The sequence below is a fragment of the Selenomonas sp. AB3002 genome, assembly GCF_000702545.1.
GTDB lineage: Bacteria > Bacillota > Negativicutes > Selenomonadales > Selenomonadaceae > Selenomonas_B > Selenomonas_B ruminantium_A.
Genome location: NZ_JNIO01000005.1, coordinates 114,335 through 139,843, shown reverse-complemented (window position 1 = coordinate 139,843; position 25,509 = coordinate 114,335). Strand labels below are relative to the sequence as shown.

22 protein-coding genes are annotated in these 25,509 nt (G+C 50.1%); 18 read left to right on the top strand and 4 right to left on the bottom strand.

The window, feature by feature from the left end; all coding sequences use genetic code 11:
* The 15 genes from P159_RS0105680 to P159_RS0105610 form a co-directional block, all read left to right on the top strand.
* On the top strand, positions 1–289 hold a 289-nt coding region (locus tag P159_RS0105680), incomplete at its 5' end, for a VirB3 family type IV secretion system protein (RefSeq protein ID WP_221174060.1).
* A 60-nt stretch (positions 290–349) separates the two neighbouring features.
* Positions 350–631, top strand: coding sequence for a hypothetical protein (locus tag P159_RS0105675; protein ID WP_029542278.1), 282 nt, complete (start codon positions 350–352; stop codon positions 629–631).
* Entirely contained in the window at positions 628–1,353 is a 726-nt protein-coding gene (locus P159_RS0105670; protein ID WP_029542276.1) for a hypothetical protein, read from the top strand. The genes P159_RS0105675 and P159_RS0105670 overlap by 4 nt, the downstream gene beginning before the upstream one ends.
* Before the next feature lie 1,574 nt (positions 1,354–2,927).
* Positions 2,928–3,404 (top strand): hypothetical protein, encoded by a 477-nt coding sequence (locus P159_RS21155; protein WP_051650163.1) that lies wholly within the window; start codon positions 2,928–2,930, stop codon positions 3,402–3,404.
* Positions 3,374–3,565, top strand: coding sequence for a hypothetical protein (locus P159_RS21150; RefSeq protein ID WP_318253511.1), 192 nt, complete (start codon positions 3,374–3,376; stop codon positions 3,563–3,565). Before P159_RS21155 ends, P159_RS21150 begins: the two co-directional genes overlap by 31 nt.
* Before the next feature lie 34 nt (positions 3,566–3,599).
* On the top strand, positions 3,600–3,854 hold the full coding sequence (locus P159_RS21145) for a hypothetical protein (protein WP_051650162.1): 255 nt from the start codon (positions 3,600–3,602) through the stop codon (positions 3,852–3,854).
* Positions 3,838–4,080, top strand: coding sequence for a hypothetical protein (locus P159_RS0105655; RefSeq protein ID WP_185753627.1), 243 nt, complete (start codon positions 3,838–3,840; stop codon positions 4,078–4,080). Before P159_RS21145 ends, P159_RS0105655 begins: the two co-directional genes overlap by 17 nt.
* Before the next feature lie 12 nt (positions 4,081–4,092).
* On the top strand, positions 4,093–4,887 hold the full coding sequence (locus tag P159_RS0105650; RefSeq protein WP_029542269.1) for a hypothetical protein: 795 nt from the start codon (positions 4,093–4,095) through the stop codon (positions 4,885–4,887).
* 74 nt (positions 4,888–4,961) lie between these two features.
* Entirely contained in the window at positions 4,962–6,677 is a 1,716-nt protein-coding gene (locus P159_RS0105645; RefSeq protein WP_029542267.1) for a hypothetical protein, read from the top strand.
* Entirely contained in the window at positions 6,674–7,225 is a 552-nt protein-coding gene (locus tag P159_RS0105640; protein WP_318253510.1) for a lytic transglycosylase domain-containing protein, read from the top strand. Before P159_RS0105645 ends, P159_RS0105640 begins: the two co-directional genes overlap by 4 nt.
* 14 nt (positions 7,226–7,239) lie before the next feature.
* Complete coding sequence (locus P159_RS0105635) at positions 7,240–8,010, top strand: hypothetical protein (RefSeq protein WP_029542264.1); 771 nt, start codon at positions 7,240–7,242, stop codon at positions 8,008–8,010.
* Positions 8,011–8,314: 304 nt separating this feature from the next.
* Positions 8,315–8,557 (top strand): hypothetical protein, encoded by a 243-nt coding sequence (locus tag P159_RS20535; RefSeq protein WP_029542261.1) that lies wholly within the window; start codon positions 8,315–8,317, stop codon positions 8,555–8,557.
* Positions 8,536–10,002, top strand: a complete 1,467-nt coding sequence (locus tag P159_RS0105620) for a toprim domain-containing protein (RefSeq protein WP_029542260.1) — start codon at positions 8,536–8,538, stop codon at positions 10,000–10,002. The genes P159_RS20535 and P159_RS0105620 overlap by 22 nt, the downstream gene beginning before the upstream one ends.
* A complete protein-coding gene (locus tag P159_RS0105615; protein ID WP_051650160.1) occupies positions 9,999–11,561 on the top strand; it encodes a type IV secretion system protein in 1,563 nt (520 codons plus the stop codon). Before P159_RS0105620 ends, P159_RS0105615 begins: the two co-directional genes overlap by 4 nt.
* Before the next feature lie 196 nt (positions 11,562–11,757).
* Positions 11,758–12,999: an IS256 family transposase gene (locus P159_RS0105610; RefSeq protein WP_029542255.1), complete on the top strand. Its 1,242-nt coding sequence runs from the start codon at positions 11,758–11,760 to the stop codon at positions 12,997–12,999.
* Positions 13,000–13,005: 6 nt separating this feature from the next.
* On the opposite strand, the gene P159_RS0105605 is transcribed toward P159_RS0105610, so the two are convergent.
* Both P159_RS0105605 and P159_RS0105600 read right to left on the bottom strand, forming a co-directional pair.
* On the bottom strand, positions 13,006–13,335 hold the full coding sequence (locus tag P159_RS0105605; protein WP_029542253.1) for a hypothetical protein: 330 nt from the start codon (positions 13,333–13,335) through the stop codon (positions 13,006–13,008).
* Between the two features lie 34 nt (positions 13,336–13,369).
* On the bottom strand, positions 13,370–13,762 hold the full coding sequence (locus P159_RS0105600; protein WP_029542251.1) for a hypothetical protein: 393 nt from the start codon (positions 13,760–13,762) through the stop codon (positions 13,370–13,372).
* Positions 13,763–14,003: 241 nt separating this feature from the next.
* Here P159_RS0105600 and P159_RS0105595 point away from each other — a divergent pair, with 241 nt between their 5' ends.
* Together P159_RS0105595 and P159_RS0105590 are read left to right on the top strand one after the other, a co-directional pair.
* Positions 14,004–15,851, top strand: a complete 1,848-nt coding sequence (locus P159_RS0105595) for a peptidoglycan DD-metalloendopeptidase family protein (RefSeq protein ID WP_318253509.1) — start codon at positions 14,004–14,006, stop codon at positions 15,849–15,851.
* Positions 15,852–15,868: 17 nt separating this feature from the next.
* A complete protein-coding gene (locus tag P159_RS0105590; RefSeq protein WP_029542248.1) occupies positions 15,869–16,732 on the top strand; it encodes a hypothetical protein in 864 nt (287 codons plus the stop codon).
* A 180-nt stretch (positions 16,733–16,912) separates the two neighbouring features.
* Here P159_RS0105590 and P159_RS0105585 read toward each other — a convergent pair whose 3' ends face one another.
* Entirely contained in the window at positions 16,913–17,224 is a 312-nt protein-coding gene (locus P159_RS0105585; RefSeq protein WP_029542246.1) for a helix-turn-helix domain-containing protein, read from the bottom strand.
* Positions 17,225–17,226: 2 nt separating this feature from the next.
* Complete coding sequence (locus P159_RS0105580; RefSeq protein ID WP_221174059.1) at positions 17,227–17,577, bottom strand: type II toxin-antitoxin system RelE/ParE family toxin; 351 nt, start codon at positions 17,575–17,577, stop codon at positions 17,227–17,229.
* A gap of 209 nt (positions 17,578–17,786) precedes the next feature.
* Here P159_RS0105580 and P159_RS19185 point away from each other — a divergent pair, with 209 nt between their 5' ends.
* A complete protein-coding gene (locus P159_RS19185; RefSeq protein WP_080705928.1) occupies positions 17,787–25,502 on the top strand; it encodes a DEAD/DEAH box helicase family protein in 7,716 nt (2,571 codons plus the stop codon).
* Positions 25,503–25,509: the final 7 nt, after the last annotated feature.

The window sequence follows — 25,509 nt, the reverse complement described above, 5'->3', positions numbered from 1 at the left end:
TTCATGTGAGGCCACCATGGACGGTCAGGAAGGGGTTGTTTCTTGGTATAACCTGCCTTTTATCGCTCACTCACTGACAGAGGAAATTCTCTTTATGGGTGCACCGAGAAACGTCGTTATCCTCAATGGTATCGTGTCATTCATGTTCGTCATGTATTTTCACTTTGTCTATATACTGCTCTTGTCCGTGGCCGTACATGCCCTGTGTGTGTACCTTGCCAAGGATGATGCCCAGTTCTTCGACTGCTTGAGCCAGTATATGTATAAGGACAATTACTATTCAACGTGAGCAGATGGAGCGGAGTGGGGCTTTTGGCCGCTCCGCTCTAATTATTTATCGAGGTGCATTATGTCGTGGAAAGAATTTGATTTAAGCAATAACACAGTAGCCGACTGGCTGCCCTGGGGAGGCCTGACGCTTCCTCATGTGGTGCAGGAAAAGGATGGCAGCTACTTCCGGGTTATCCGCTACAAGGCTTTGCCGGAGGGGGAACAGGTAGATTTGAAGCTGCCGGATTTCCGGGAGGGATGGAGCCTGTGGTTGGAACGTCAGCACGTTCCCATGGAGCAGGATGGGCTGTTCATAGTTCTGTGTTGGAACCCTTCATCAATCAGGCGGGATACGCCGTGAATCGTTTGGACAAGGAAATTACCGTTAAGGCCGAGGATGCCGGGATTTATTTCGCCACGGTCTTGGACAATTTTGCAGATGCTATCGGCAAAGTCACAGAGGCCAGTGCTCTGGAATATCAGGATGTCATTGACTTCATGAGCTTTGCCATCGCCTACAACGAACAGAAAATAACCATGCCGGAGGTTCCCTTGTATCTGGATGCACTGCTGTCACAGGGATTAGACCTGAACCTATCCGGCAATAGCATAGAAATGGGAGGGGAGGAAACGGTGGCCGTTTCCCTTGCTGCCCCCCTGCCCCTGAAACAGGAGGACATCTTGCTCCATGCTGTAGACCGGATGCCCTTTAGGTTTGTGCAGCGGCTGCTGCTCATGGAGCCGGAAAAAGCGGAGAAGAAGCTGCTGGCCTACATGGGCAAGTGGTGCAGCGGCAGGAAATCTGTGAAGAAGCTCATAAGTGCCCCGCTGCTCGGGGAACTGACGGGCATATACGCCAACAGCCTTTTCCTCCTGACAGACAAAGGGCAGACGAAGGAAATTGAAAGATACGTCCGGGATGTGCTGAACCGATTGGAAGCACTCTATATCGTGGAGGATTACAACCGCAAAGATGTGTGGTGGGGGAGCTTGCCGGGGTTGTTCCGGGCAAATCTCACACCGCCGCAAATGAGCTTTGGAGCCTTTCTGACACTTATTGACCCATTCCGAAAGGAGGCGTAGGCCTTGTACCGACTGGACTTATTCGAGCGAAACAAGAAGTGGCCTTGAAAGATGTGATGCCCTTTTGCCAGAATCATCGAGTATTCGCCATTCAGCTGGCAATCGAAGCTGGGCGTCCCATTGGCAAGGATGGCAGCTTTATGACCACATGGCGTTATCGAGGCCCCGACCTAGATTCAGCAGTGCGGGAAGAGCTGGCCATCACACAAGGATATTGCAGGAGGCCATAGGGAGCGTCAAGACCGGCTGGGTTCATGCACTTTGAAGCCAGAGGACACCGTTTCTCACTTCCTACCCTTGAGGATAACTACTTCCCGACCCCATCACCAAGGGGATTAGAATGGAGCGGCGTTATCTCTTCGCCGGAGGCAATTATTTTGAATCCACCTTTTACAACCGCTTTACTGGATGCCGCCGAAAGACAGCCAGGAAGCGCATCCGTGAAATGATGGGTGGAAGGCCGGGAACACCGGGATGTGGATGCAGAAGATTCCCTGACCTACTTCTACGAAGGCAGTAATGAAATATCACAGATATTCAAGAGCCTGAGGATTCCACGGAGTTCCTAGACAAGCATGGAAACCCTGGCATATCTGCACTCAACCATTTCGGCAGATAGCAGGAGCTCACCATGCCCAAGAAGCTATGCTCCTAGACCAGATGATGTTTTACGACACGCCCCTCTACGGGGGCATAGAGCCGAGACTGGGCAGGAAGGCATATCCGGGTGATTACCCCCATCGACTTCGGCCACAGATACGGTCTTCGGCTATTTCGATGCCCTGAACCAGATGAACTTTCCCTATCGGGTTGACAACCAGGATGCGTCTGTATGTCTAAGTTCTGATGTGTTGGAAGAACTTGGAGGGCATCAAGCGGAAAGTGGAAGGGCAAGCTCCAGTCCATCTTGTCCCTCTTGTTCCACCGCCAGAACAACGTGGGGAGAACAACAATGAAACGGTGGAGGCCAAGCTGCGGGATGTGAAAGATGCCATCAACGCGCCGTGGGAGGGGGTGACGACCATTTCCTTACGTCTACTACACCACGGCAGTAGTGGTGATGGATGAAGACCGGGAGGTAGTGGAGGAACGAGCCAAGATGGTGCGTCAGGTCTTGTGAATTCTTGGCATGAAGCAGACGGTTATTGAAGATGTGAATGCCCTTGATGCTTGGTCGGGAGCATCCCGGGGATGCTCTCAACACAATGTACGCCGTCCCCTGATATCCACCGGGCAACATGGTACACATGATGCCCCTGTCAGATATTTGGGCAGGTCACGCTAGAAACAAGCACCTGTCAGGCCCCGCTCTCCCTATACACACAGACAACAGGCAATACCCCTTTCCGGCTGAACCTTCATGTGGGGGATGTTGGGCACAGCCTAGTAGTCGGTCCCACTGGTGCCGGTAAATCTGTACTCTTGAACTGCTTGGAAGCCTCATTCCGCAAATACAAGGATTCCCAGGTCATTATTTTTGACAAGGGTGCTTCCTCCAAAATCCTGACTACAGGTGTGGGAGGCAAGTTCTATGACCTCGGCAGCGAGAAGGGGGGAGCTGTCCTTCCAGCCCCTTGCCCCATATTGACGATGACAACGAACGCCAGTGGGCACAGGAATGGCTGTGTGACTTCCTCCGGCAGGAGAACATGGAGATTACCCCGGAGGTAAAGGGCATTATCCGTGATGCCTTGGGGGCACTGTCAGGCATGGCACAGGAGTTCAGAACCATTTCCGGCTTTGTAGGCTACTTGCAGGATTTCAAGCTCAAGGAGGCTTTTTCTCCCTTGGCCTTGGCTGACAGCAAGGGCAATCAGGGCGAGTATGGTGCCATCTTCGATTCCGACACGGACAACTTGGAGATTGGCAGCTGGCAGACCTTTGAAATGGAAAAGCTCATGGGTTCCAAGATGATTGTCGGACCCGCACTTATGTATATCTTCCATCGCATCGAGCAGAGCCTCACTGGGCACCGACACTTATCGTGCTGGATGAGTGCTGGGTCTTCTTCGACAATCCCATGTTTGCCGAGAAGATTAGGGAATGGCTGAAAGTTCTCCGTAAATACAATGCCAGCGTGGTCTTCGCCACCCAGTCCTTGGTGGATATTACGAAATCTCCGCTGCTGGACACAATCCTCACCCAACTGCCATTCCGGATTTTCCTGCCCAATAACCCACGCTCTGGAGGAAAGCCAGAAGAAGACCTATGAAACCTTCGGCCTCAATCAGAGGCAGATTGAAATCGTGGCAGCTGCCACGCCGAAACGTCAGTATTACTACGACAGCCCGGAAGGTTCCCGGCTCTTTGATTTGGCCTTGGAATACTGCCCCTTCACCCTTTCCTATGTGGCAGTAGACAAAAAGGCACTGAACAGGATGAATGAAATCCTCACAGAGTATGGGGCAGCAGACTTCAATAGGCATTGGATTTTAGAGAATAGGGTGGAATACCCGGAAGAAAAAAGCAGGGAGGAAATAATCTATGGTATCGAGTTTTGAAATCCTATTGACCATTCTGATCATCTACTTTGCCGCCAGAGTGACCCGCATGGAGGAAAGGATGAACCAGCTGGAGGCCAATTTCAACCGGCATATCAAGGACGGCTCCATGGAGGAAAGCAACACAGTCCACATGGGCAAAGCCTTTGGCAATGACGATGTATTCTTTCACAGGCACCGTGACGGATATTGCCAAGGGCATCAAGCAGTCCGTGGAAGAAAATGAGAAGGTGACAGCATGGCTGAGATAAGAAAGGCCTACCGGCGGCAGATGAATAGGCTGCTGTCCCAGGATAGACTGGCTGACCTTTACGAGGGAATAGACCGGGAGGCCATGGGAGCCTTTGCGGAGGCGGGCTACTCATGGGAGGAAGTAAAATCCGGCCTTATGGATAACAGCTTCTACCTTGGACAGCTGGAAGAGGCCGGGGCAGCACAGGCCTTGGAGAAAATTCTTCCGGCAGGGATTGAGCCGGGGCACATCAGGGCACTGGCCAGCGATAAAGCCGGGGAAATGAGCCGCATCTATCAAGAGGTGCGGGAACGACACGAAAGGGAGATAGCAGACCTCTTGGCCCCGGCAGACGAAGAAGCCCTGTCAGCTTTACTTGACCAAGGCTTTTCGGAGCGGGATGTCCATGCGTTCATTCAGGACGAAGGATATTTTGTCAGCCAGATAGCAGATGGCCAAGTTGCTGACAGATACGCCAACAACCTGTTCAGGGCTGTGGCGGAGGCCAGAGGGAAAAAGGCGGATGAAGACATAGAGGCTTGTGAGGAAGCAGCGGCAGAGTATGCCAAGCTTTTGGAAAGCCCCCAGGGCAGGGAAAAGGGCTGGAACTTCCATGCCGAAGGGCAGGTGGCCATCTACCTTCTGGTGCAGGAAAAGTACATGCCGGAGACTGTCTACGATGTCATGGATTCTCGCTTGCACAACTATGGGCGTGAGCATATAGACGAGCTGGAAAAGCTCATGGAAAAAGCCCAGCAGGTAAAGAGTGCTTACTTGAGTATCGAGGATGCCCGGCTGTAGGGCAGGGAAAATCCCCGGCAGCTGTTTACAGGTCATACCTGAAACGCTATATGGCTGAAAAGGGCTGCCACTTATTGAGCTTTTCTGATGAACGGGCAGTAATCCGGCAGATGGTGGAAGAGGGCTTCCCGGAGAAGTTCCTGCCCCAAGCCTTGGAGAAAGCCTCCCCAGTGGCAAGAGAGCCGGGACGGCTGGAGGATAAATACATCGAAGCTCTCCTGTATGACGGGGAAGTCAAGGGGACAACCACGGATAAGGCTGAGGTCAGTGTTCTGGATATGTATAAGAACCGTCTGGCGGTCTATGACAAGACTTTTCGGCGGGCAGGGCATGACGGGGGCATTGCAGGGAATTTCCGCAGATACTTCGATTGCCTTATCACCATGTCGCTCATCCGCAAGTGCCGCACAGATGCAGATATAGAAAAAGCCATCATTGAGGGCAACCCTCACATAGAGAAAGGCCGGGAACACAGCTATGCCCAGGGATTATTGGAGAAAGCCCGGAGGCTTATCCAGAAGCAGCAGGAATGGCTGGAAAAGGTAGAAGATAAGCTTCCTTCCGGCAAAACCTTCAAGGAAATGCTGGCCTTGGACTATACGGCACAGGCCATCTGGAAGTATCTGCTGCAGGAGAGGCTGGCACTGAACCCGAGCCGTGCAGGAAGACTTTGGGAAAATGGCGTGGACAGGGACATTGCTGAAACCTGTCTCTTGCGGTACAAGGATTTTGACCGGGAAGCCTTGCATGATGTGATAGGCCAAAGCCCCCGGGCGATTCTTCTGGAAGATACGGGGTTGGCAGAGGCATATGATTACGCTGATGAAGTCATAGATTCAGTAGTTGAGCAGATGGCTGAGAATGCCGCACAGCTGGCCAAGGAAGATGCCTTGGAGGAAGAATACAGCCGCCAGCTGGAGCTTTCTGCCGAAGGGCTGGAGTTTGACACGGCCAGCGAATACCAGTGCGGTCAAGGTGCCCTGCAGCTCATGATGCACGGCTACGACACTCTGGCCATCCGCAATGCCCTGCTGAAAAAGACCAGCCAGCAGAAAGCCAAGTCCAAGACGGCGGCACCCTATGTGGATGGGATTCTGCAGCGGGTGCGGAACGCTTATTCCCGGATTCTTGCCATCAAGGCTTACGAGCAGGGCAAGGACATCAAGGAAAATGCTGCCGAGGCTGAATACAAGGCCGAAATGAAGAAGCTCTGGCAGAAGAACAAGGTCATGCGGCCAGCTGACGATGAAAGCATAGCGGCAAAACTTCTGGCCAGACATAAAAAGGAACTGGTCATTGCGGCACTACTTGCTTGTTCGCCGTGGACGGTGATGCCGGGGGTAAGCGGCCTCTATGTGGAGCATAGCCTTATCCGCAAAGCCCAGCAGGAAATCTTGAATGCCCAAAGGCGGCTGGCAAGGGAGAGGCCGAGGGCAAGGGAAAAGAAGACGGACAACATTGCCGAGGAATATCGGGATGAGCGGGAGGCCATGCAGAAACGTCACAGCCTCTTGCCATACAACATGAAGATGGATGAGCTGGTGGCCATGTCTCTACTCATGGCTGGCTTTTCTACTGTGGCAGTGGGGAATGTCCTGGATGAGGAATCTCCCTGCCGTACCAGCCAGCAGAATTATGGTGCCAGCGTGGCCACCCGTGCCCAAAAGGCAGTGTATAGCCAGACCACGGTGGAAGAAGAAACACGCAATGAAACATGGGCAGGAGTGGAAACGCCGGTACGGCACAGAACGATAACCGAAACAGTTTATACAGGGGGCGTGAATGAGTGAAACGGTTATTTTGGATAGCGATTATGTCGCTATATTTGCTTCAAGGGGGCCTCCCCGGGGAAAGCACGGCAGAGGCAGCAGATGTTCGGAGTGTGGTCTATGCGGAGGTGGTTGCCTACAATGGCAACGCCAATGAAGCAGTCTGGATAACAGATGCCATTTGCTATGCTGCCAGCCTGTACGACGTAGATCCGCTACTGGTGACCTCCGTCATGGAAACCGAGAGCCACTTCAATTTTGGCAGTTTTTCGGGTGCCGGAGCCATCGGCCTGATGCAGCTGATGCCAGGGACGGCTACGGCTGTTGGGGTAGACCCTTATGACCCGCTGGGAAATGTCATTGGGGGCGTTTCCTACCTGCGGAGCCAGTTGGACAGCTTTTCTGGCTATGGAGATTACGCTGTTACCAATGCGGTGGCTGCCTACAATGCCGGGGGCAATGCGGTGAGAAAATACGGCGGGTGCCCGCCTTTTGCCGAAACCCAGAACTATGTAGTGGAGGTGAACGGCACCTATACCCAGCTACTGAACAGATACTATTACCAGTGAAGGAAGTGAGGCAGATGAAATTCAGGAAAGCGGCCATAGCCATGGGGGTGGTCCTTGGCGTGACCGTGCCTTTTGGGGCTATGAACCTGTCCAGCAGGAACGCCGAGGCCACCATTCTGGTCTATGACCAGAAAAACGTGGAAGAGGCCATCAAGGAAGCTGTACAGACGGCAAAAATCCTCACCGAGGAACAGAAGCAGCTGGCCTTGGAAATCCTCAACACCAAGTCGCTGGATCCCAAAAAGTTGCTGGCCATACTCCAGAGCCAACAGGCAGCGGAGCAGTCCCTCATGTCGGGAGATATTATGTACCCCAAGGGGACATTGGATAAGCTTGGCAAGCTCCCTAGCATCCTCAACCGTCATTCCACACCTACAACCATCATGGAAAATGAGATAGGCACCATTGAGGATGTCTTCAACGGTGATGCTACGGTGGTGGATTTGTACCAGCGAACCATGAAGAACCGCAGGGCTTTGGATGCTACCTACAAAGCGGCAGCGGAGTCAGCCAAGAACATTCAGGTGGCAGATGGCAAGCTCTCCGCCAGTGTCAACTCTGCCGTGGAGGCTGCCAACAATGCCGAAGGTCAGAAGCAGGTCTTGCAAGCCCAGACGGCCATCCTTGCGGCCAATGCCCTTGCTGCCCATAACGGCAACGAGGCACTGGCAAACATCATGGCCATGGAGGCAGAGGAATATTACGTCAGAAATTACGAAAAGGCCATGACCGAGAAAATGGAGCAAGATTCCCGGGAAAGCATGGCCAGATTTTGCAGCCACTGAGGCTGTGTAAAGCTGAAATGTAAAAAGCCGCCAAAAGGCGGCCTTTTACCTAAAGATGAGCTGGAAGATTTTTGCAAGCAGCTTGAATAGGATTTGTGCTACGAACATACATATCGTAAGAAGGATGAATAATGCGATAAGGGAGCCTATGAATATAGCCATCAGACCAAGAAACATGCAGAATCCCTCCTAGTAATAGTCCTTACATAAAGTATATCAGAAAATCCCCCGCACAGTGAAACATTGTAGAGTTTTTGCGGGTTGAATACATATTATCCTATAAATTAGGGAGGTGGCTGCGGCCATGAAATACATAGACGAACAGGAAAAAATGGAGCTGGGACGGCACCTGGCGGATTACCTCATAGAAAGCGGCTGTGCCACGCCGGAGGCCATTGAGCGGGCAAGAATTTCTCCTGCCCGGACCCTGCTCATGGAGACGATTCCCCATCAGCCCATTACTATGACAAGGGCCCGAATACCTGTCCTGTGGTGTACTGCTTCGGATGCAGAGGTACATGGGACTTGTACAAGCTCATTGGGGTAAGGGAGAACCTGCCGGAGTTCAGCCAGCAGGTAGAGCGGGCACGGCAGCTTTACGGCACGCTGGAAAAGGACACTGATGCAAGGCCGGTAGTTTATAGCCCGCCAAGGAAGGCTTCTGCCGTACGGACAGAACTAACTCCGGAGGGCAAGGAGAGGATAAAGCAATACCTGAGAAATTGTCAGCAGAATATCCTGCAGACCGACTTCTGGCGAAAGCGGGGCTTTGCCAAGGATTTTGTAAAAGACCATGGCCTTGGCTACGATGTGCATGAAAAAAGGCTCATAATCCCCACGGACACCGCCTATGTGGCCAGAACCACACAGCCTGATGAACGCATACGCTACAAGAATCCCAAGGGCGTGGCAGTGTCCTTGACCGGCGGCGAAAAGCTGAAAGAGCCGGGGCAGGTCTTTGTTGTGGAGGGGGCTTTGGATGCTCTTGCCATAGAACAGGCCGGAGGAAAAGCCATCTCCCTGAACAGCGTGAGCAACGCCAATCTTCTGGTAAGCAAGGCCAAGGATTCCCCCGCCGAGTTCCTGATAACCCTCGACAATGATGAAGCCGGGGAGAGGACGGGAAAGGAACTGGCTGAAAGCCTTGCCGGACAAGGACTTTCAGTAAAGTTCATTCCCAAGGCATGGCAGCCCTGCAAAGACCCTGGGGAATGGCTGGAACTGGGAGGCAGGGAGGTCATGGGGCGTAGGCTTCAAGAAATCACTGACCCAAAGGAAGAGGTGAAGACCGAGGCACAGGAGGACAAGGAAACCTATCAGCAGCTGTATGATAGGCTGATGGAGCACAAGCCAGACCACGCCAAGAGCGACCTCATAGAATATTGGCAGCGGGTGACCGGGGAGATCCGCAATGCTGTGACCCGGCTCCATGAGGCACAGAAACTATGTGAGGCTCTGGACTTGTGGACACTGGCCATAGGGCAAGCAGCCAAGGAGTTTGATTTCGGAGCTGAAGAACTGGCTCCCGTCCGGGAAGTGCTGAAAGAGATAGGCAAGAAAGCCCAGCAGGAAACCGAGGACTGGCAGTTCATCTTCGATACCATGTGCCAGCTGGATGACTTCACCCGTGAAATCATAGGCAAGGCCGTGGAGGACAGAAAGGCAACCCCCTTGCTGGTTTTGCCCAAAGTGCAACATGCTGGCTCTCTGGATGAGGCACTGGCAAGGCTTACGCCGGAGCATTTTGAGGACATTTATTATGCGGCTGTGAAGGACATAAGTAGGAAACAGGCCGGGATAGGGATTTACGAGGCCGACAAGGCCATGGTGCCACTGTTGAAAGAAAAAGGGATAGGCAGTGCCCATATTTCGGGCATACTGGCAAACTCCCCACGCCTTGACCATTTAGGCCAGCAGGAAAAGCTGATGGACAGCCATAGATTTGTAGAGCATATCTCAGGCAAAGAAAGAGAAGAGGCGATGACACGTTGAAGACAAACAAGAACATTGGCATAGCGGTGATAGCCATGCTGCTGGTGCTGGGCATAAGCGGCACGGCCTTGGCTGCCAGCAGTGATTCCATCGTGGCCGGCGGCACAGGGCTGGGAGGCAACTTCGATAAGCAGCTGGCGTTAATCGGGGGTGCTTTTGTGACCTTGGCCAAGGTCACAGTGTTGGTGATGACAGCGGTGGCCGCCATGATGGTAGGCTGGGGCATAGAGGATGGCAAGAAAACCATTTGGAGCTGGTTGCTAGGGGCTGGCCTTGCCATAAACTTCGGGGCGTTCCTTACAGAGACAGGCATCGTGGATATGGCCAGCAGTGCCGGTCACGGGCCATCTTCACCGACTTTTTACAGCCCGGATATCAAGGATGATGTCAAGGACATGGATGTGTTATCCGGCTTTATGGATAGCTACCTTAATGGCGTGATAAAGCCCGGCTCTCAGGCGATTCTTTCCCCTTGCCTAAAGTTGCTTCTTATCCTTACGGTGCTGGAAGTTGGCTGGCAAATGTCTTTCAAGCTGATTTCTGGTGACAAGGTAAAATATCTCTTGTCTGTGATTATCAAGATGGGGATTTTCATGTTCCTGATGATGAACTGGATTGACCTGATGGGGGCATTGGGACAGGGGTTCCAGCAAATTGGATTCCTGGCAGGTGGAGCCGGTGCAACCGGGGGCGTGGATTTGAAGCCTGATTCCATATACAAGAATGGCTTCTACATTTTTAAGCACGTATGGGATGAATTCAACTGTAAGAGCATAGGTTTGTTATTGCTAAATTTGCTTTCTTTGGCGGTAGTAGTAGTTTGCATGATACTTACAGCTATAGAAATGTTTATGGCTAGAATTGAATTCTATACCATGGCACTAATCACGATTCCTTTATTGCCGTTTATCATGCTTGATAAGTTTGCTTTTCTGGCAGAAAAGGCGATTGGAGGCATGTTTAATCTGGCCATTAAGCTGTCCGTTATTTCCTTTATAACAGCTATGGCTATCCCCTTTATGCAAACCTTCAGGACTAAGATGGAAGCAACACATGATGTATGGACACAACCGGCACTGCTTTTTCAGGCTGTACTGGCGGCCATGGTCATATACATGCTTACCAAGAAGATCCCTGAAATAGTCTCAAGCTTGATAAATGGCCAGCCAAGCCTTAGTGGCGGAGGAATGGTAGATATGGCCAAGGGGGCAGCTAATACTGCTGTCAATGCCACCGGTGCTGTTGCTGGAAGCGTGGGAGCCGTGCGGGCTGCTCGTGCCATCAGTGCAAACAATAAAGGCAGATGGACTGGAACTTTGGCACAGTTAGGTAAGTCGAAACTCATGAGCACGACGCCTGTAGCTAGATATAGAGGTGCTGTAAAAGCTATGGATGATTTGAGAACAAATAGCGGTAGTAGAATGCTAAATAATATGAGAGCAGGACGTTCAGCTTTGGAAGACAAAAAGAGCGATACTCAAAATGCTTCAGGTGGAAACCAAAATAACACCACACAAAATGCAGAAAATTTTAAGAGAAATATGAACACTACCTCGTGAAATATAAAACGCACCATCAAGTGATAGTGCGTTTTTATTATCAAGCTTTATTGTGCATATTTGTGGCTCGAATTCGATGTTAAATTATCGAGTAATTCATTTTGTGAAACTGTGAAAGTTTCTCTGTAAATCAACTTCCCTCTCGAAGTCATAAGGTCTTCTATGATACAATCTTAATCATAGGAGGCCTTTTATTATGGCAAAACAGAGAAAAGATGTTCACAAAGTACAGATGACTGAGGGAAAGCGGGCTATCATCCAGCAACTCTTCCAAGAGTATGACATCGAGAGTGCCAAGGATATTCAGGATGCACTCAAGGATCTTCTTGGCGGTACCATCAAGGAAATGATGGAGTCCGAGATGGATGAACATCTTGGCTATAGCAAATCTGAGCGTTCAGACAGCGATAACGCTCGCAATGGCTACAAGTCCAAGACTCTGAACAGCAGTTATGGCAAGTTGCAGATTGATGTTCCCCAAGACCGACAGTCATCTTTTGCTCCTAAGGTAGTCAAGAAACGCCAGAAGGACATCTCAGAAATCGACAATAAAATCATATCCATGTACGCCAAAGGCATGACCACGCGGCAAATCTCTGAAACCATCAACGACATATATGGTTTTGAAGCCTCGGAAGGTTTCATATCAGATGTAACGGACAAGATGCTGCCAAGAATTGACGAATGGCAGCATCGCCCCCTGGCCAACATCTATCCTGTGGTCTTCATCGACGCAATCCATTTCTCGGTGCGCCAGGATAACATTGTCAGCAAACTGGCGGCCTACGTTGTGATGGGCATTAACGAAGATGGCATCAAGGAAGTGCTGGATATTGAAATCGGTGAAAACGAGAGCAGCAAATATTGGCTTAATGTCCTGAACAGTCTCAAGAACCGCGGGGTTCAGGATATCCTTATCCTATGCTCCGACGGCCTCACAGGGCTCAAGGAGGCTGTGGCCGCAGCATTTCCAAAGACGGAGCACCAGCGCTGTATCGTACACATGGTGCGCAACACTCTTAAATACGTAGCCAATAAGGACATGAAGGATTTTGCAAAAGACCTTCGTACGATCTATACCGCACCTGATGAAAAGACTGCCGTTAAGAGGCTTGAAGAAGTGGATAAGAAATGGACGCCCCATTATCCTTCGGCTATGAAGCGGTGGCACGACAATTGGGATGTAATAACGCCAATCTTCAAATTTTCCACCAATGTTCGTACCGCCTTCTACACTACTAACGCCATTGAGAGTCTCAATTCTTCATATCGCAGGTTAAACCGGCAGAGAAGTGTTTTCCCTAGTTCCCAAGCTCTGCTCAAAGCTCTTTACCTGGCTACATTTGAAGCAACAAAGAAATGGACTATGCCCATAAGAAATTGGGGCAAAGTACGGGGAGAACTGTCCATAATGTACCCTGATAGACTGCCAGCTTAATATCCATTAACCATCATAGAAGACCTTATTTACAGAGATTTCTTCACAGGCTCCATTTTGTTTGGAGAGCAACTCAATTATCTTATCGTATTTTTGGTTTAGTTTAGCTATTTCGTTTTTATTTGATTCAACATTATAAAACATTTCCATAAATACAGCATGAAAACCTGAGGCACGGAGCTTTATGACTGCATCCAAATTAAGAGTTCCAATACTTTGCCCCATACAACTTCCGTTTATAGAAGCTTCTTCTCGTGATATTCCATAATAATCTTCAAATTTTCGTTCTGCTTCTTCACGCTCAATCTCTTTTTTGCTTTTTCCCAAAAGTCCCATGGCGAATCCTCCTGTTGCATATAAATTACGTCAGCTAATTTTTTCCAAATTCTTTTATCAATGCCCGTTGCAGAAGTTTTGAGCAGTCAATACGCCGCTCTTTGGCTATAGTGGCCATCCATGCTGGCATGGTAACGGCCTTTGTTATTGTCTTCTTATCGTGTTTTTCCTTATAGGCAATGCGGTCAAATTCCACGATTACCAAGCCTTGCCCGCTCGGTGGCGTTACAGTTGCCGGGTCAGTTCCCTTGATCCTCAGAGCCATGTCATCGTCCAATCCTTTGTCCAATGCTTTATGGCCGTTATCCATCAGCTCTTCCAGTGACTTGCCAGCCACCTCGATATTCAGGTCGATGAATCTGCCCTTGTATCCTTGTTTGTCTGGCAACTGCTCTATAAGCATTGGGTAAAAATAACGCTCTGACATACGTAATGTCCTTTCGTTCTCAAAATTCTCTGGCAATATTATAATATATATTTACATATGTTTCAAGGAAAAGAGTAAAACATTGGATAGTTTGCGGAGCAAATTCCTCGTTAAAATCCAATATAGTAAAGCACGGGAGGTAAATTAGCAAATGTTAAGGCGTGTCGCACTGCTATTATGCATAATTTTTCAGCTGTGTATGTTCGGCACAGCACTGGCGTACACCGAAGATACAGAATCCATGGGGAATGAAGTAAGGGGAGCCGGAACGCTGGAATGGCCGGTGCCTACGCCACCGTCAGTTATGACCTCGGCTTTTGGCTACCGCATACATCCTATCACAGGTGATGTCAGGCACCACAATGGTGTTGATCTTGCTGGAGACTATGGTGACATTGTAAAATCAGCCGGAGCCGGTACTGTGGATTATGCCGCTTATGGTTTTAATGACGGTTTTGGAAATCTTGTTATCATCGACCACGGCAATGGATTGAAGACTTACTACGGGCACAACAGCACGGTGGATGTTTCTATTGGTGATACTGTAAGTGCAGGTCAACCAATAGCTACGATGGGTTCTACAGGTAATTCTACAGGGCCGCACTGTCATTTCGGCACACAATTGAATGGTAAGTGGGTAGATCCGGGACTATTTGTGTCAGGCATGGCACAGATGGAGGCGGAGAAATTTGGCAGTCGTGTAGATGGCGGGGATCCGACAGTAGCAACAGATTTTGATGATAGCGATGTGTCCTTGGAAATTTCCGCTGATTTCGCCAAGCCCCTGAAGGATGTCATAGATACCTTCGTGGACTTGCTGACCAGGGCTCTGGAGATACTGAAAAATTACATCTGGCAGTTATTCGCTTGCCTGATGGCCATAGACCTGGCCATGTCAGCCATGTATAAAGCCCTTGGGGCATGGGGGGATAATGATGAGCATAGCTTCACCAGCTGGTTTTTATACAAAATCATTACTTATGGTGTCCTGATCTTCATGCTGATGAACTGGGGAGACTTCATTGGAAATCTGGCCTTGGAAGGTTTTCCGCAGCTGGGAGCCTTGGCCGTGGGTGAATCTCTGGATTCGGCAGGTAAAACAGTCTCTGACCCCACCAAGATAGTACAGAAGGGCATGGAGATAATTACCCCCCTCATCAATGAGGCGTTGAAGGCTCACGGACTGCTAGACTTGATTATGGAAGGGTATACCTTCATAATTTGTGCCGTATTCGGAGCGGTTTTCCTCGTCCTCTTCGTAATCATTGGCATCCATGTGGCGAAAGCATACCTCTTCTTCTACTTTACCATTCTTTTCTCCTTTGTCTCCTTCATGTTCGCTGGACTGAAACAGACAAGGAAATGGGCTTCCAACGGCATTAATGGTATTTTCGCTTCATCCCTGAACCTCATGTTCTTCGTTATCTTCACAGTGATGCTCCAAGTGACCATGCAGAATCTTGTGGTGGGGAATTTGGTCGAAACCCAAACTACTGTATCTGAAACAGGAAGCTCTGCCAAGATTATCAGCGAGGAAGACTGCCTCGCCCGCATCCGGGCTGTGGAATCCTACGGTGGCAATTATCATTGCGACAATGGGCAGGGGTATTATGGAGCCTATCAGATAGATTACGGGAATTACAACAACTGGGACCACTGGTGCCAGGACTATGAGAACAGTGGCGGAACGCTTATCCATGACGGGGAAAACTATACCCGCTGGAGTTCCTACGGAGACAAGGACACGGCACCAGAGCCAAGCACAGAATATCCGTGGGCACCAATCAATCAGGATAGGGTGGCAGCGTTCATAATTGAGGGTTACTACAACAAATACGGCTCATGGGAAGCTGCTTGCCGGGCATGGAATCAGGGGGAGGGAGGCATGAATAACGCCGCTGCCTACGAGTATCAGGCGGCAGTCCTTGGCCATCGTGGAGCCAACAAGAGCAGCCGTGTGGCCAATATCGCCGTACTCTTCCAGCTTCTCCTGATAGTTTTGCTCTTCATTAAGATAGCAGACCACATGGAGAAAGTTATCAATAAGCAGTTCGGCGGCATGGGTTTCAAGCTCACCAATGAGCAGTAACGAAGGGAGGTGAGACTATGAAAAAAGGAAAAGTGATTTACTGCCTTGGTGTGCTGACAGCTTGTTGCATCTGTGGTGTGGGAGCCTATGGCGTAGGATTCGCCCGGACCATCCCCGGTGTGGATGAACCCTTTGACCCGGCAAACTACTACAGCATGACCAGCATATCTTATGCCGACAGTGCCCCGTCACCCTTTGCACTGAAGGACTTGGCAAGGCAGAAGGGCAATGTCTACGACTACGCACGGCACATGAAAGCCATACTTACCACACAGAATATGGAGGAATGGCTGGCCACTGCCATGGAGCGGTTCGGCATTCAGGTCAAGAATATAACCCCTTGGGACAAAGGCATCCTGACCACCTTGCAAAGGAACATTGCCAGCCTAAACGGGGACACCAATAGCAGCAGTATGGGGGAGCAGACCTTAGATTTCTGGAAGAGCAGGATTTTCCGTAGTACAGAAGGCTATGAGGATGAAAAATCCTTCAATGCACAAGAACAGTATCAGGCGGCAGCAGAAATCTATAAGCATTACGGCAACAATGCCAAAGGCTTCATAGACACCGCCAGCAGCGAACAGGCCAATATTGCTGCTATAGTGGAGGCCAGCAACAACGCCGAAGGTGAAATGCAAGCAGATCAAGCAAAGGCAGATGCCATGGCCATACTGGAAGCCGAAGTCGCAAGGCGAAACACCCTGCTGGGCAACCTTGCCAGTATTAGAGCCGTGGAAGGGAAAATCAAGCAAAACGAAGATTTAGCCTTCCGGCGCCAGGTACAGGCAGCCCAAGTAAGTATTGAAGACCCGTATCACCGCACTGAGAGGTCGAAAAAACTCTATGAGAAGTCGGAGCCGAAGGGATTTGTGAGGTTCTGAACCTCAATGACCCCGTGTACATAACGTACATGGGGTCATTGAGGATAGCATGAAATATCTGTATACGGTTTATTTTTAGCTACAAAATACATAAAATATATGTCATTATGAGGAAAAATCAAACCTATTAACGATAAAAAACAGGTCTGAATCCACAACAAAGGATTCAGACCTGTTTTTTTAAGCTGTAACTATGGACACCGCTTGCCGGTCTAAAAGTTCCAGCAGACGGCTGGATGGCCCGTTAGGGGTATTCCGGCCAGATTCCCATGCTTCGATGGTCTTTTTGCTGACACATAGGTATTTTGCAAGGATAGACTGGGTTAAGTGATTCTTCTGGCGGATGGAGCGAATATCCTCGCTGCTGAATTTGCGGGCTGGAGCAATATCAACGGTCAATACAGTATGAGAGAGATTTTTTCCATCATTTTCCTCGAAGTCCGTAATCAGTTCATTCAGCGAATCAGCTAACATATCATAAGTCCTGCTCATTTCTATGCTCCTTTCTGCATACTTTTTTCCAGACGCTCAATCAAAGCTTTTAAGCTATTACGTTCGGCCTTGGAGAGATTTTCCATTTCGTTCTTGGCAAATACCATGATAAGGACAATTCGACCATGTATTTCAAAATCAACATAACACACACGGGCACAGTGTGATTTCCCTCTGTTTCCATAGGAAAATCGCATTTTCCGAAGTCTTCCTGTTCCCTGTATAACTGCACCGGCCTTTGGATTGTCGAGTAGAGTGGATTGTAACTCTTTGAGGTGTTCATCGTTAAGGCCGAGAGCTTTCCATTGTTCGTCAAACTTCTTGCCATGTATAAATTCTCGTGATATCTGCATTTCATTTCTCCTTTGCTGATATCATACCCTATTAAATAGGGTTAGTCAAGAAACTCTTCTCCTAGAATAATAACAGAAAATTCTTGCGATATATATTAATATATGTTAATATTTTACTGGAAAACCGTAGAGTAAAACATTGTATAGTTTTTCAACCCCTAAGCAGATTTACCATGGATATGTAATCACCATATGAAGGAGGCATATCCATGATAAGCAAAAATGCTTTGATGACAGAAGCAGACCGCTTCATCCTAGATATGAAGTCGAACCAGCAACGCTATATCGACTTTCTGTCTACCATGGGCAAGTATCACAAATATGGTCTTACCCAGCAAATCAATCTCTTTTTCCACGCCCCGGCAGGTGCTAGCGGTGCGGTGGCTACCAAGGCCATCTGGGAGAAGCTGGGGAGGAAGGTGGCAGATAACGCCAAACCTATCCCCATCATCGCAGGCAGCGAGTATCAGGAACACGTTGAGGAAGTCTTTGATGTCTCGGCCACCGAAGGGTATCAGGGAGAAAAGCTCACATGGGAATATAACGAGCAGAAGTGCAAGGCCTATATGGATGAGCATTTTCCCGGACCCAGTGACCTGTCTATGCCTCAGCGAATCCTGAATTTCACCAAAAGCTACACCGATGCTCTGCCTTGGGTTGAGGACAAAGAGCTTGCGGCCCTCAGTACAGCCTACGTAATCATGGAGCGGCTGGGCTACGATGCCGAGGATGAGCTTGGCCTTGAGCTGATGCTTCACGATTGGGAGGATGTGGATGTCGAGAAGACCCTTGCCACGGTAAATGATGCCAGCAAGATGGTTTTAAGTCAGATTGGAGATTTCATCAGAAAGGAAGAGAGACGCAATGAAAATGGACGAGTTTCTGGCAAAGGAACAGGAATATCAGGAAATGCTCACCCGTTGGGACATGGAGGACAAGGCGAGGGAAGATCGGATGAAGGAGCTGGACGAGTTAGACCAGCTGACGGCGAAAGCAAAGGCAATGAGGGAGCAGATGCAGATAATCCCCGGACGGTGGTCAGGGATTTGGGCGAAGTACATGGAGGAAGAGAAACCGGCGCAGTGGATAGCCATTCTCCAGAGCGGGGAGATACAGCTGAGGCTGGGACTGGTGGACAGGGAGTACAACCAGAAGTACGAGCAGATGAAGCAGGAAATGAAGAAGCAGAGGGGCCTGAACCACATATTCCAGCAGAAGGACTGGATGGGGTACACGAGGGCGATAATGGCGATGGAGAACGAGATAACGTATCTTCTGACCCAGCAGCTGACGGGACAGGCGTAACTGAGGAAAATCCAACCACGGTCACGGTTACTTCCGCTACCCTAAAGCCCGTAAGAACGCCAGAGGGTGGGATTAAATGGGTGCCGGAGGATGTAACTGAAAAGGAAGTTTCCGTAGACGGCTCCGGGAGAGTTACCGAGGAGAGTCACCCCGAAGCCGTGGAGGAAACTAAGGACAGCAAGGACACCCCTTCTGTTGAGGAAGAAGTTGTACAGGGATTTCCCAAGCCATCACAGGCTGAAATGACCATGGCTCAAAAGCTGAATATGGGGCGTGTGCCTAAGGATAAGTTCCTTGAATACACTATCGCTAATATTCATTTAGAGCTTTATCGGTGGCACCAAATTCGGGAATTTGGTGGTGGGATGTTTGAAACTGATGGCATGGCCATGAACCTTGTTCGCAATCACATCATATTTGCAGCCAAGGGTCTTGAGGAGCATGGCCTCAAACTGCCAGAATCAGAAAACTGGTCCCTTCCCCCGGAAGCCCCGGAGAACTACATGAAGCTGGGCACGAGGAACTATGATCATCGTGTGAAATTCTTTTCCAAGAGCACCATTGAAAACCTTGTTCACGAACTGCCTCCAGAAATAGAAGCATATAAAACGGAACTGGTGGAGGCAGCAGATTCTCCACAGGCAGAGAAACCGGCAGAAACGAAGGTAGAAGAGGTAGCTCCAACTCCTGCTGTGGAAGCAGAGCCTCAGCCTGAAAAGCCCATTACCACCGATGATTTCAGTCATTTGGACTTTACGGCAGATATGTCCACTACTTCTGGCAAGCGTAAGGTATTTGAGCGGAACATGGCTGCCATCCGCACTGTCAAGCGGCTGGAGGAAGAAGAGAGGGAGGCCACGCCGGAAGAACTCAAGGTCTTGAAGAGCTTTTCCGGCTTCGGTGGCCTGCCTGAAGCCTTTGACCAGTACAATGCTACATGGCAGAAGGAATATAACGAGTTGCGGAATACCCTCACGGATGCCGAGTACAGTTCTGCTCGTGCTTCCACCTTGAATGCCCACTTTACCCCGCCGGAGCTTATCAAGGGGATTTATGAAGGGCTGGAGAAGCGGGGCTTTGCCGGGGGCAATGTCCTGGAGCCATCCTGCGGCAACGGCAGGTTCTTGGAGAATATGCCGGAAGGCATCAGGGAAGCCAGCAATATCCATGGTGTGGAGCTTGACCCCATCACTGCTCGAATTGCTGCCCATATCTATACGGATGCAGAGATTTCCAACCAGCCCTTTGAGCGTACGACCTATGCGGATAACTCCTTTGACCTTGCCATCAGCAATGTGCCCTTTGGCGAGTACCGCATTACCAGCGATGTACGCTACAAGAAGCAGCGTCCCTATATTCATGACTACTTCATCAGCAAGATGGTGGATGAAGTGCGTCCCGGTGGCTATGTGGTGGCCATGACCAGCTCCGGCACCATGGACAAGCGGTCAGCCAAGGTCAGGGAGGATATTGCTGCTAAGGCTGAACTGGTAGGAGCTATCCGTCTGCCTAACACGGCTTTCAATGCCTCTGGTACCAGTGTCACTTCGGATATTCTTATCTTGAAGAAGCGGGAAGTGCCCTTGACTATTACCAAGGACAAGCAGGGCTTTACTCAGGGTGGAGACGATAACTTCAATAGCTGGGTGGAAACTGCTTCACCAAAGGAGCTTGAATACAAGGCCATCAACAGATATTTTGACAAGCACCCGGAAAATGTACTGGGGAAGCTGGCTTTGACCTCTGGACCCCATGGTAATGTGGTTACCTGTGAGCCGGAAGCGGGGATGGATTTGGGCGATAAAATCGCCGAGACCATCGCAAACTTTGAGGGCAGCTATGAAAAAGCTCAGGAACCCTTGGAGCCGCCGGTGCAGGAAAACATACAGGCCAGTAACGGTTATGGCTATGCCTATGAGAATGGCAAGGTGGTCTACCATGATGTTTATGGTGCAACCCATGATTTCCAGCTATATCTTCATCAGCAGCTGGTAAGGGATGCCATAGTGAGCCAGCAGGAAGATAAGAAAGTCTCGGGGGAAGTTAGGGGAGAAGAAGATTTGACCGCTGGACGGCGTAAGAAAATAAACGCCGTTCTGGCTAAAGCCCCGGAACTTGAGAAGAAAGTGCTTTCCCTTATCCACATTCGGGATGCCGTCCGGGATGTCTTTGATGCCCAGACCAATGCTTGCTCCAATGAAGAACTGTCTGCTCTGCAGGACACATTGAATAAGGTCTACGACCAGCATGTGAAGAACTACGGGCATATCTACAGGGACACGGAATTGCTATCTACCTTCAGGCAGGACCCCACCTGCCCCCTGATGGAAGTTCTGGAAAACGTGGATGAAGAAACCGGCGTGTTCCTTGGCAAAGCAGATATTTTCACAGCCCGCACAGTCATGCCTACCTTCTCCCCGGAAAAGGCCGAGACTGCCATGGATGCCTTGGCTTTCTCCATGCAGGAAAAGGGCAGGGTGGATGTCAGCTACATGGCCAGCCTGATGCCGGAGGCCAATGTAACGGATATCCTCAGGGAACTGACGGACAAGAAGCTCATCTTCCAAGATTACAAGGATGGCGATTACAAAATTGCCGATGAATATCTTTCCGGCAATGTCCGGGCTAAAATCCACCATTTGCAGGAAGAGCGGAAGAAGCTGCTGCTGGACAAGGAACTGGCTGTAGCGGGGATCATGATGCCTGACTGGCAGCCTGATTACGCCCCGGGGAATGATTTTGAGAAGAAGATACACGCCATCTTGAAGGACACCCAGCAGTATGTACGTTCCGGCAATGGTCTTATCCGGGCAGGTAACCAGTATCAGAGTGCCATCTACGGCTTGTACCAGCTGAATGGCGATGAGCGTGAATACTATGAGAATCATAAGTCTGACCGGGAGTTTATGCTGCACATGGCAGGGGCCATGCGACAGATTGGCTACAACTGCCCTTCGGAATATAGGGATGACCCGGTCTTTGTGCTGGAGGCTTTCCGTCATGGCATTAAGAGCATTTCCAGTCAGGATGAAGCCGGGGCAGACATACGGGATATGCTGGAGCACATGGAGCCGCAAGTCAAGGTGAATTCCTACTTCCAGCCGGATTTCGTGCCTTACTACAAATTCCTGCATGAAAAACTCACTGCTGCCGATTACGTCCATCTGGATAAGCAGGGTAAGGAAGACTGCAAGAAGGGAATCATAGCAGCATGGCCAGCTTACAAGACGGCCTATGACAAGCAGGTGGAAGACCTCATCAGCAGCCGCCAGCATGAGCAGTTGAGTATCTACGATGATAAGCTCAGGGACATTGAGGCAAATATCGAGGCTTTGGAAGATGTGAAGCCCGCAGATATTCCCTCTGAGGATATTCGAGTTACACTTGGGGCTACATGGCTTCCCATCCAGTATGTGAGGGACTTTCTTGCCCAGGAGCTTGACCTGTCTTATAGCGAGGCGAGAAAGCTGAAAATCGAGTATTCACAGGCCTCTGGCAAGTGGCATATTGACAAGAAGGGAGATTTTTCCAATACCAAGATAGACCAGATTTACGGCACCAGTGATGTGAATGCCCTGAACCTTGCCGAGCTGGCCTTAAACCTCAAGCAGCCCCATGTGTACAAGAACACAGCTGATGGCAAGCGGGTAATCAACCCGGAGGCTACTTCTGCAGCTCAGATGAAGCAGGAGGACTTGAAGCGGGCTTTTGCCGAGTGGATCATGAAGGATGAGCAGAGAGCCGACAGAGTGACAGCCCTCTACAATGAGAAGTTCAATGCCATCGTGCCCCGGGAGTATAGCGGCGAATACCTCCGCTTCCCCGGCATGAACCCGGCCATCGAACTGAAAGACCATCAGAAAGCAGCCATCGCCCACACGCTCTACGGCGGCAATACTCTCTTTGCTCATGCGGTAGGTGCGGGCAAGACTTATGAAATGATAGCCTCTGCCATGGAAGCCAAGCGGCTGGGGCTTTCACAGAAAGCCCTGATGGTGGTACCAAAGCACCTCACCGAGCAGACTGGGGCAGCTTTTATGAAGCTTTACCCCAAGGCCAAAATCCTTGTTGCCCAGCCAAGCGACTTCGAGAAGAAAAATCGCAAGGTTTTTGTGGCCAAGGTAGCTACCCAGAATTGGGATGCGGTTATCATGGGATATACCCAGTTTGAGCGTATTCCCATTACCCCGGAACGCCGGATTGCCCTGCAGGAGCAGCGTATAGGGGAATATGAGGATATGCTGGATGAACTTCGGGGAAGTGATGATTCCAAGTATTCCATCAAGCAGGTGGAGCTGATGCTGAAAAAAGCCAGGGAACGGCTGGAAAAGGCACAGGATGAAGTGGAGAAGAACAAGGATGACATGCCTATCTACTTCGAAGAGTTGGGCATTGACAGGCTTTATGTGGATGAGGCTCATAACTTCAAGAATCTCTACGTTATGACCAAGATGAACAACGTGGCTGGTATCGGCAACTCTGATTCTGTCCGTGCCAATGACCTGATGGACAAGTGCCAGTACATCAACGAGAAAACCAATTACAAAGGTCTCGTCTTTGCCACCGGCACCCCAGTGTCAAACTCCATGACGGAACTCTACACCATGCAGAAATTCCTCCAGCCCAATGTGCTGAAGGATGCGGGCATCCACAGCTTTGATGACTGGGCAGCCACCTTCGGGGAGGCAGTAACTGGTTTTGAGCTGAAGCCGGAGGGTAAGGGCTTTACGGAAAAGACCAGATTCTCCCGGTTCTACAATCTGCCGGAGTTGATGGCCATATTCAAAATGACCGCCGATATCAAGACTGCCGACATGCTTGATTTGGATGTGCCCAACTGCGAAATGGTGGTAGACCAGATAGAGCCTACGGAAACTCAGTCAGACCTTGTGAACGAGCTGGCTATCCGGGCTGAATCTATCCGCAATGGTGGTATTGACCCCAGCGAAGATAATATGCTGAAAATTACCAATGAAGGCCGCAGTCTGGCCTTGGATGAACGCATCATCGACCCAACCCTGCCAGATAATCCCAACAGCAAGGTCAACAAGTGCATCAAGAATGTCTTGGACATCTACAAGGCCACCGGGGACAAGAAATCCACTCAGTTGATTTTCTGCGACCAGTCAGTGCCCAATAAGAAAGAGCCACATAAGTTCAATGTCTACGATGATATCCGCAACAAACTGGTGGAGGCAGGTGTGCCAAGGGAAGAAATCGCCTTTGTGCAGGAAGCCAAGGACGATGAAGCCAAGGAACAGCTTTTTGCCAAGGTCAGAGCTGGGAAGGTGCGGGTACTCTTAGGCCGCACGGACAACCTTGGAGTGGGCACCAATGTGCAGGACAAGCTCATTGCCACACATGACCTCGATGTGCCATGGCGGCCAGCTGACCTTGAGCAACGTATGGGGCGTATTGTCCGCCGGGGCAATGAGAACAAGGATGTGAAGGTATTCAGGTATGTTACCAAAGGCACCTTTGATGCCTACATGTGGCAGCTCATAGAGAATAAGCAACGGTTTATCTCGCAGATTATGTCCTCCAAAGTCCCCACACGAGAGGCTGAGGATTGTGATGAGGTAGTTTTGAGTGCTGCTGAAATCAAGGCACTGGCGGCAGGTGATCCCCTGATTAAGGAAAAAATGGACGTTGATAACGCCTATAACCGCTTGAAGCTGGACAAGGGCAATTACCTGAAAAACCGTGAGAGTATGGCAAAACAGGTAAAGATAGACTTGCCAAACCGTATTGCCCAGAGTGAGAGCCACTTGGAGGCCCAGCTGAAGAACAAGGAAACGTGGCAGAACAACACCCACAAGACAACGGGGCTGGATGGGGAGCCACAGGAAGCCTTTGCCATGACCATCAATGGCGTGAAGTATCTGGACGAGAAAGAGGCCGTGGAGGCCTTGAGCAAAGCCCTTGCCCCCACGGCTACCAAGAATTTCACCGGGGAATATAAGGGATTCAAGCTTTCAACGGCTTTTGACTGGATGAACAACTGCCCCTACATTCAGGCGGTTAATGCCACTGATTTCCGCATCGACATCTACGGTAGCAAGAAACGTATCTTGACGGCTATCAAGGACATTGGCAAGAAGGTGGACGAGAAAATCACGGAAGAAAAGGAAAATCTGGAAACCTTGAAGCACAACCTTGAGGTGGCCAAGAATTCCTTGGAGGCTCCCTACCCCAGGGAAGATGAATTCCAGCGGCTCAAGGCAAGGTCAGAAGAAATAGACATGATACTGGCCGCCAAGGAAAAAGGCCTCACTGAGGCCAAGGACATCGAGGGTGATGTACGCCGGAGCCGCATCCTGAAGCTGGTGGACAAGGATGGCCATATGGACTTCACCAAACTGGAGGGCAAGAGCGACATCGAAAGGACATTCCTCTTCCGGGCAGCCGAAGCCCTGACCAGAAACGACAACGCCTATTCCCCGGATAATGCCATGAGCACAGACAAGGGGATAGCCGATGTCATGATAGCGAAGGGCTACGACCTCGAAGACATCTACAAGACCATCGAGGAACTGTCTCCCAGCATGATAAAAGTAGTCGATGTGAAGCGACTGGTAGGGGAAAATAACGAAAATAGGGCTATGGCTATTGGCAGATAAAGCTTTG

Excerpts from the sequence above, each read along its gene's own strand:
- P159_RS0105650 (WP_029542269.1), top strand. The coding sequence starts at position 4,093 with ATGGCTGAGATAAGAAAGGCCTACCGGCGGCAGATGAATAGGCTGCTG.
- P159_RS0105600 (WP_029542251.1), bottom strand. The coding sequence starts at position 13,762 with ATGTCAGAGCGTTATTTTTACCCAATGCTTATAGAGCAGTTGCCAGAC.
- P159_RS0105590 (WP_029542248.1), top strand. The coding sequence starts at position 15,869 with ATGAAAAAAGGAAAAGTGATTTACTGCCTTGGTGTGCTGACAGCTTGT.
- P159_RS0105655 (WP_185753627.1), top strand. The coding sequence starts at position 3,838 with ATGGTATCGAGTTTTGAAATCCTATTGACCATTCTGATCATCTACTTT.
- P159_RS0105635 (WP_029542264.1), top strand. The coding sequence starts at position 7,240 with ATGAAATTCAGGAAAGCGGCCATAGCCATGGGGGTGGTCCTTGGCGTG.
- P159_RS0105610 (WP_029542255.1), top strand. The coding sequence starts at position 11,758 with ATGGCAAAACAGAGAAAAGATGTTCACAAAGTACAGATGACTGAGGGA.
- P159_RS0105595 (WP_318253509.1), top strand. The coding sequence starts at position 14,004 with ATGGGGAATGAAGTAAGGGGAGCCGGAACGCTGGAATGGCCGGTGCCT.
- P159_RS0105580 (WP_221174059.1), bottom strand. The coding sequence starts at position 17,577 with ATGCAGATATCACGAGAATTTATACATGGCAAGAAGTTTGACGAACAA.
- P159_RS0105605 (WP_029542253.1), bottom strand. The coding sequence starts at position 13,335 with ATGGGACTTTTGGGAAAAAGCAAAAAAGAGATTGAGCGTGAAGAAGCA.
- P159_RS0105675 (WP_029542278.1), top strand. The coding sequence starts at position 350 with ATGTCGTGGAAAGAATTTGATTTAAGCAATAACACAGTAGCCGACTGG.
- P159_RS21150 (WP_318253511.1), top strand. The coding sequence starts at position 3,374 with ATGTTTGCCGAGAAGATTAGGGAATGGCTGAAAGTTCTCCGTAAATAC.
- P159_RS19185 (WP_080705928.1), top strand. The coding sequence starts at position 17,787 with ATGATAAGCAAAAATGCTTTGATGACAGAAGCAGACCGCTTCATCCTA.
- P159_RS0105585 (WP_029542246.1), bottom strand. The coding sequence starts at position 17,224 with ATGAGCAGGACTTATGATATGTTAGCTGATTCGCTGAATGAACTGATT.
- P159_RS20535 (WP_029542261.1), top strand. The coding sequence starts at position 8,315 with ATGAAATACATAGACGAACAGGAAAAAATGGAGCTGGGACGGCACCTG.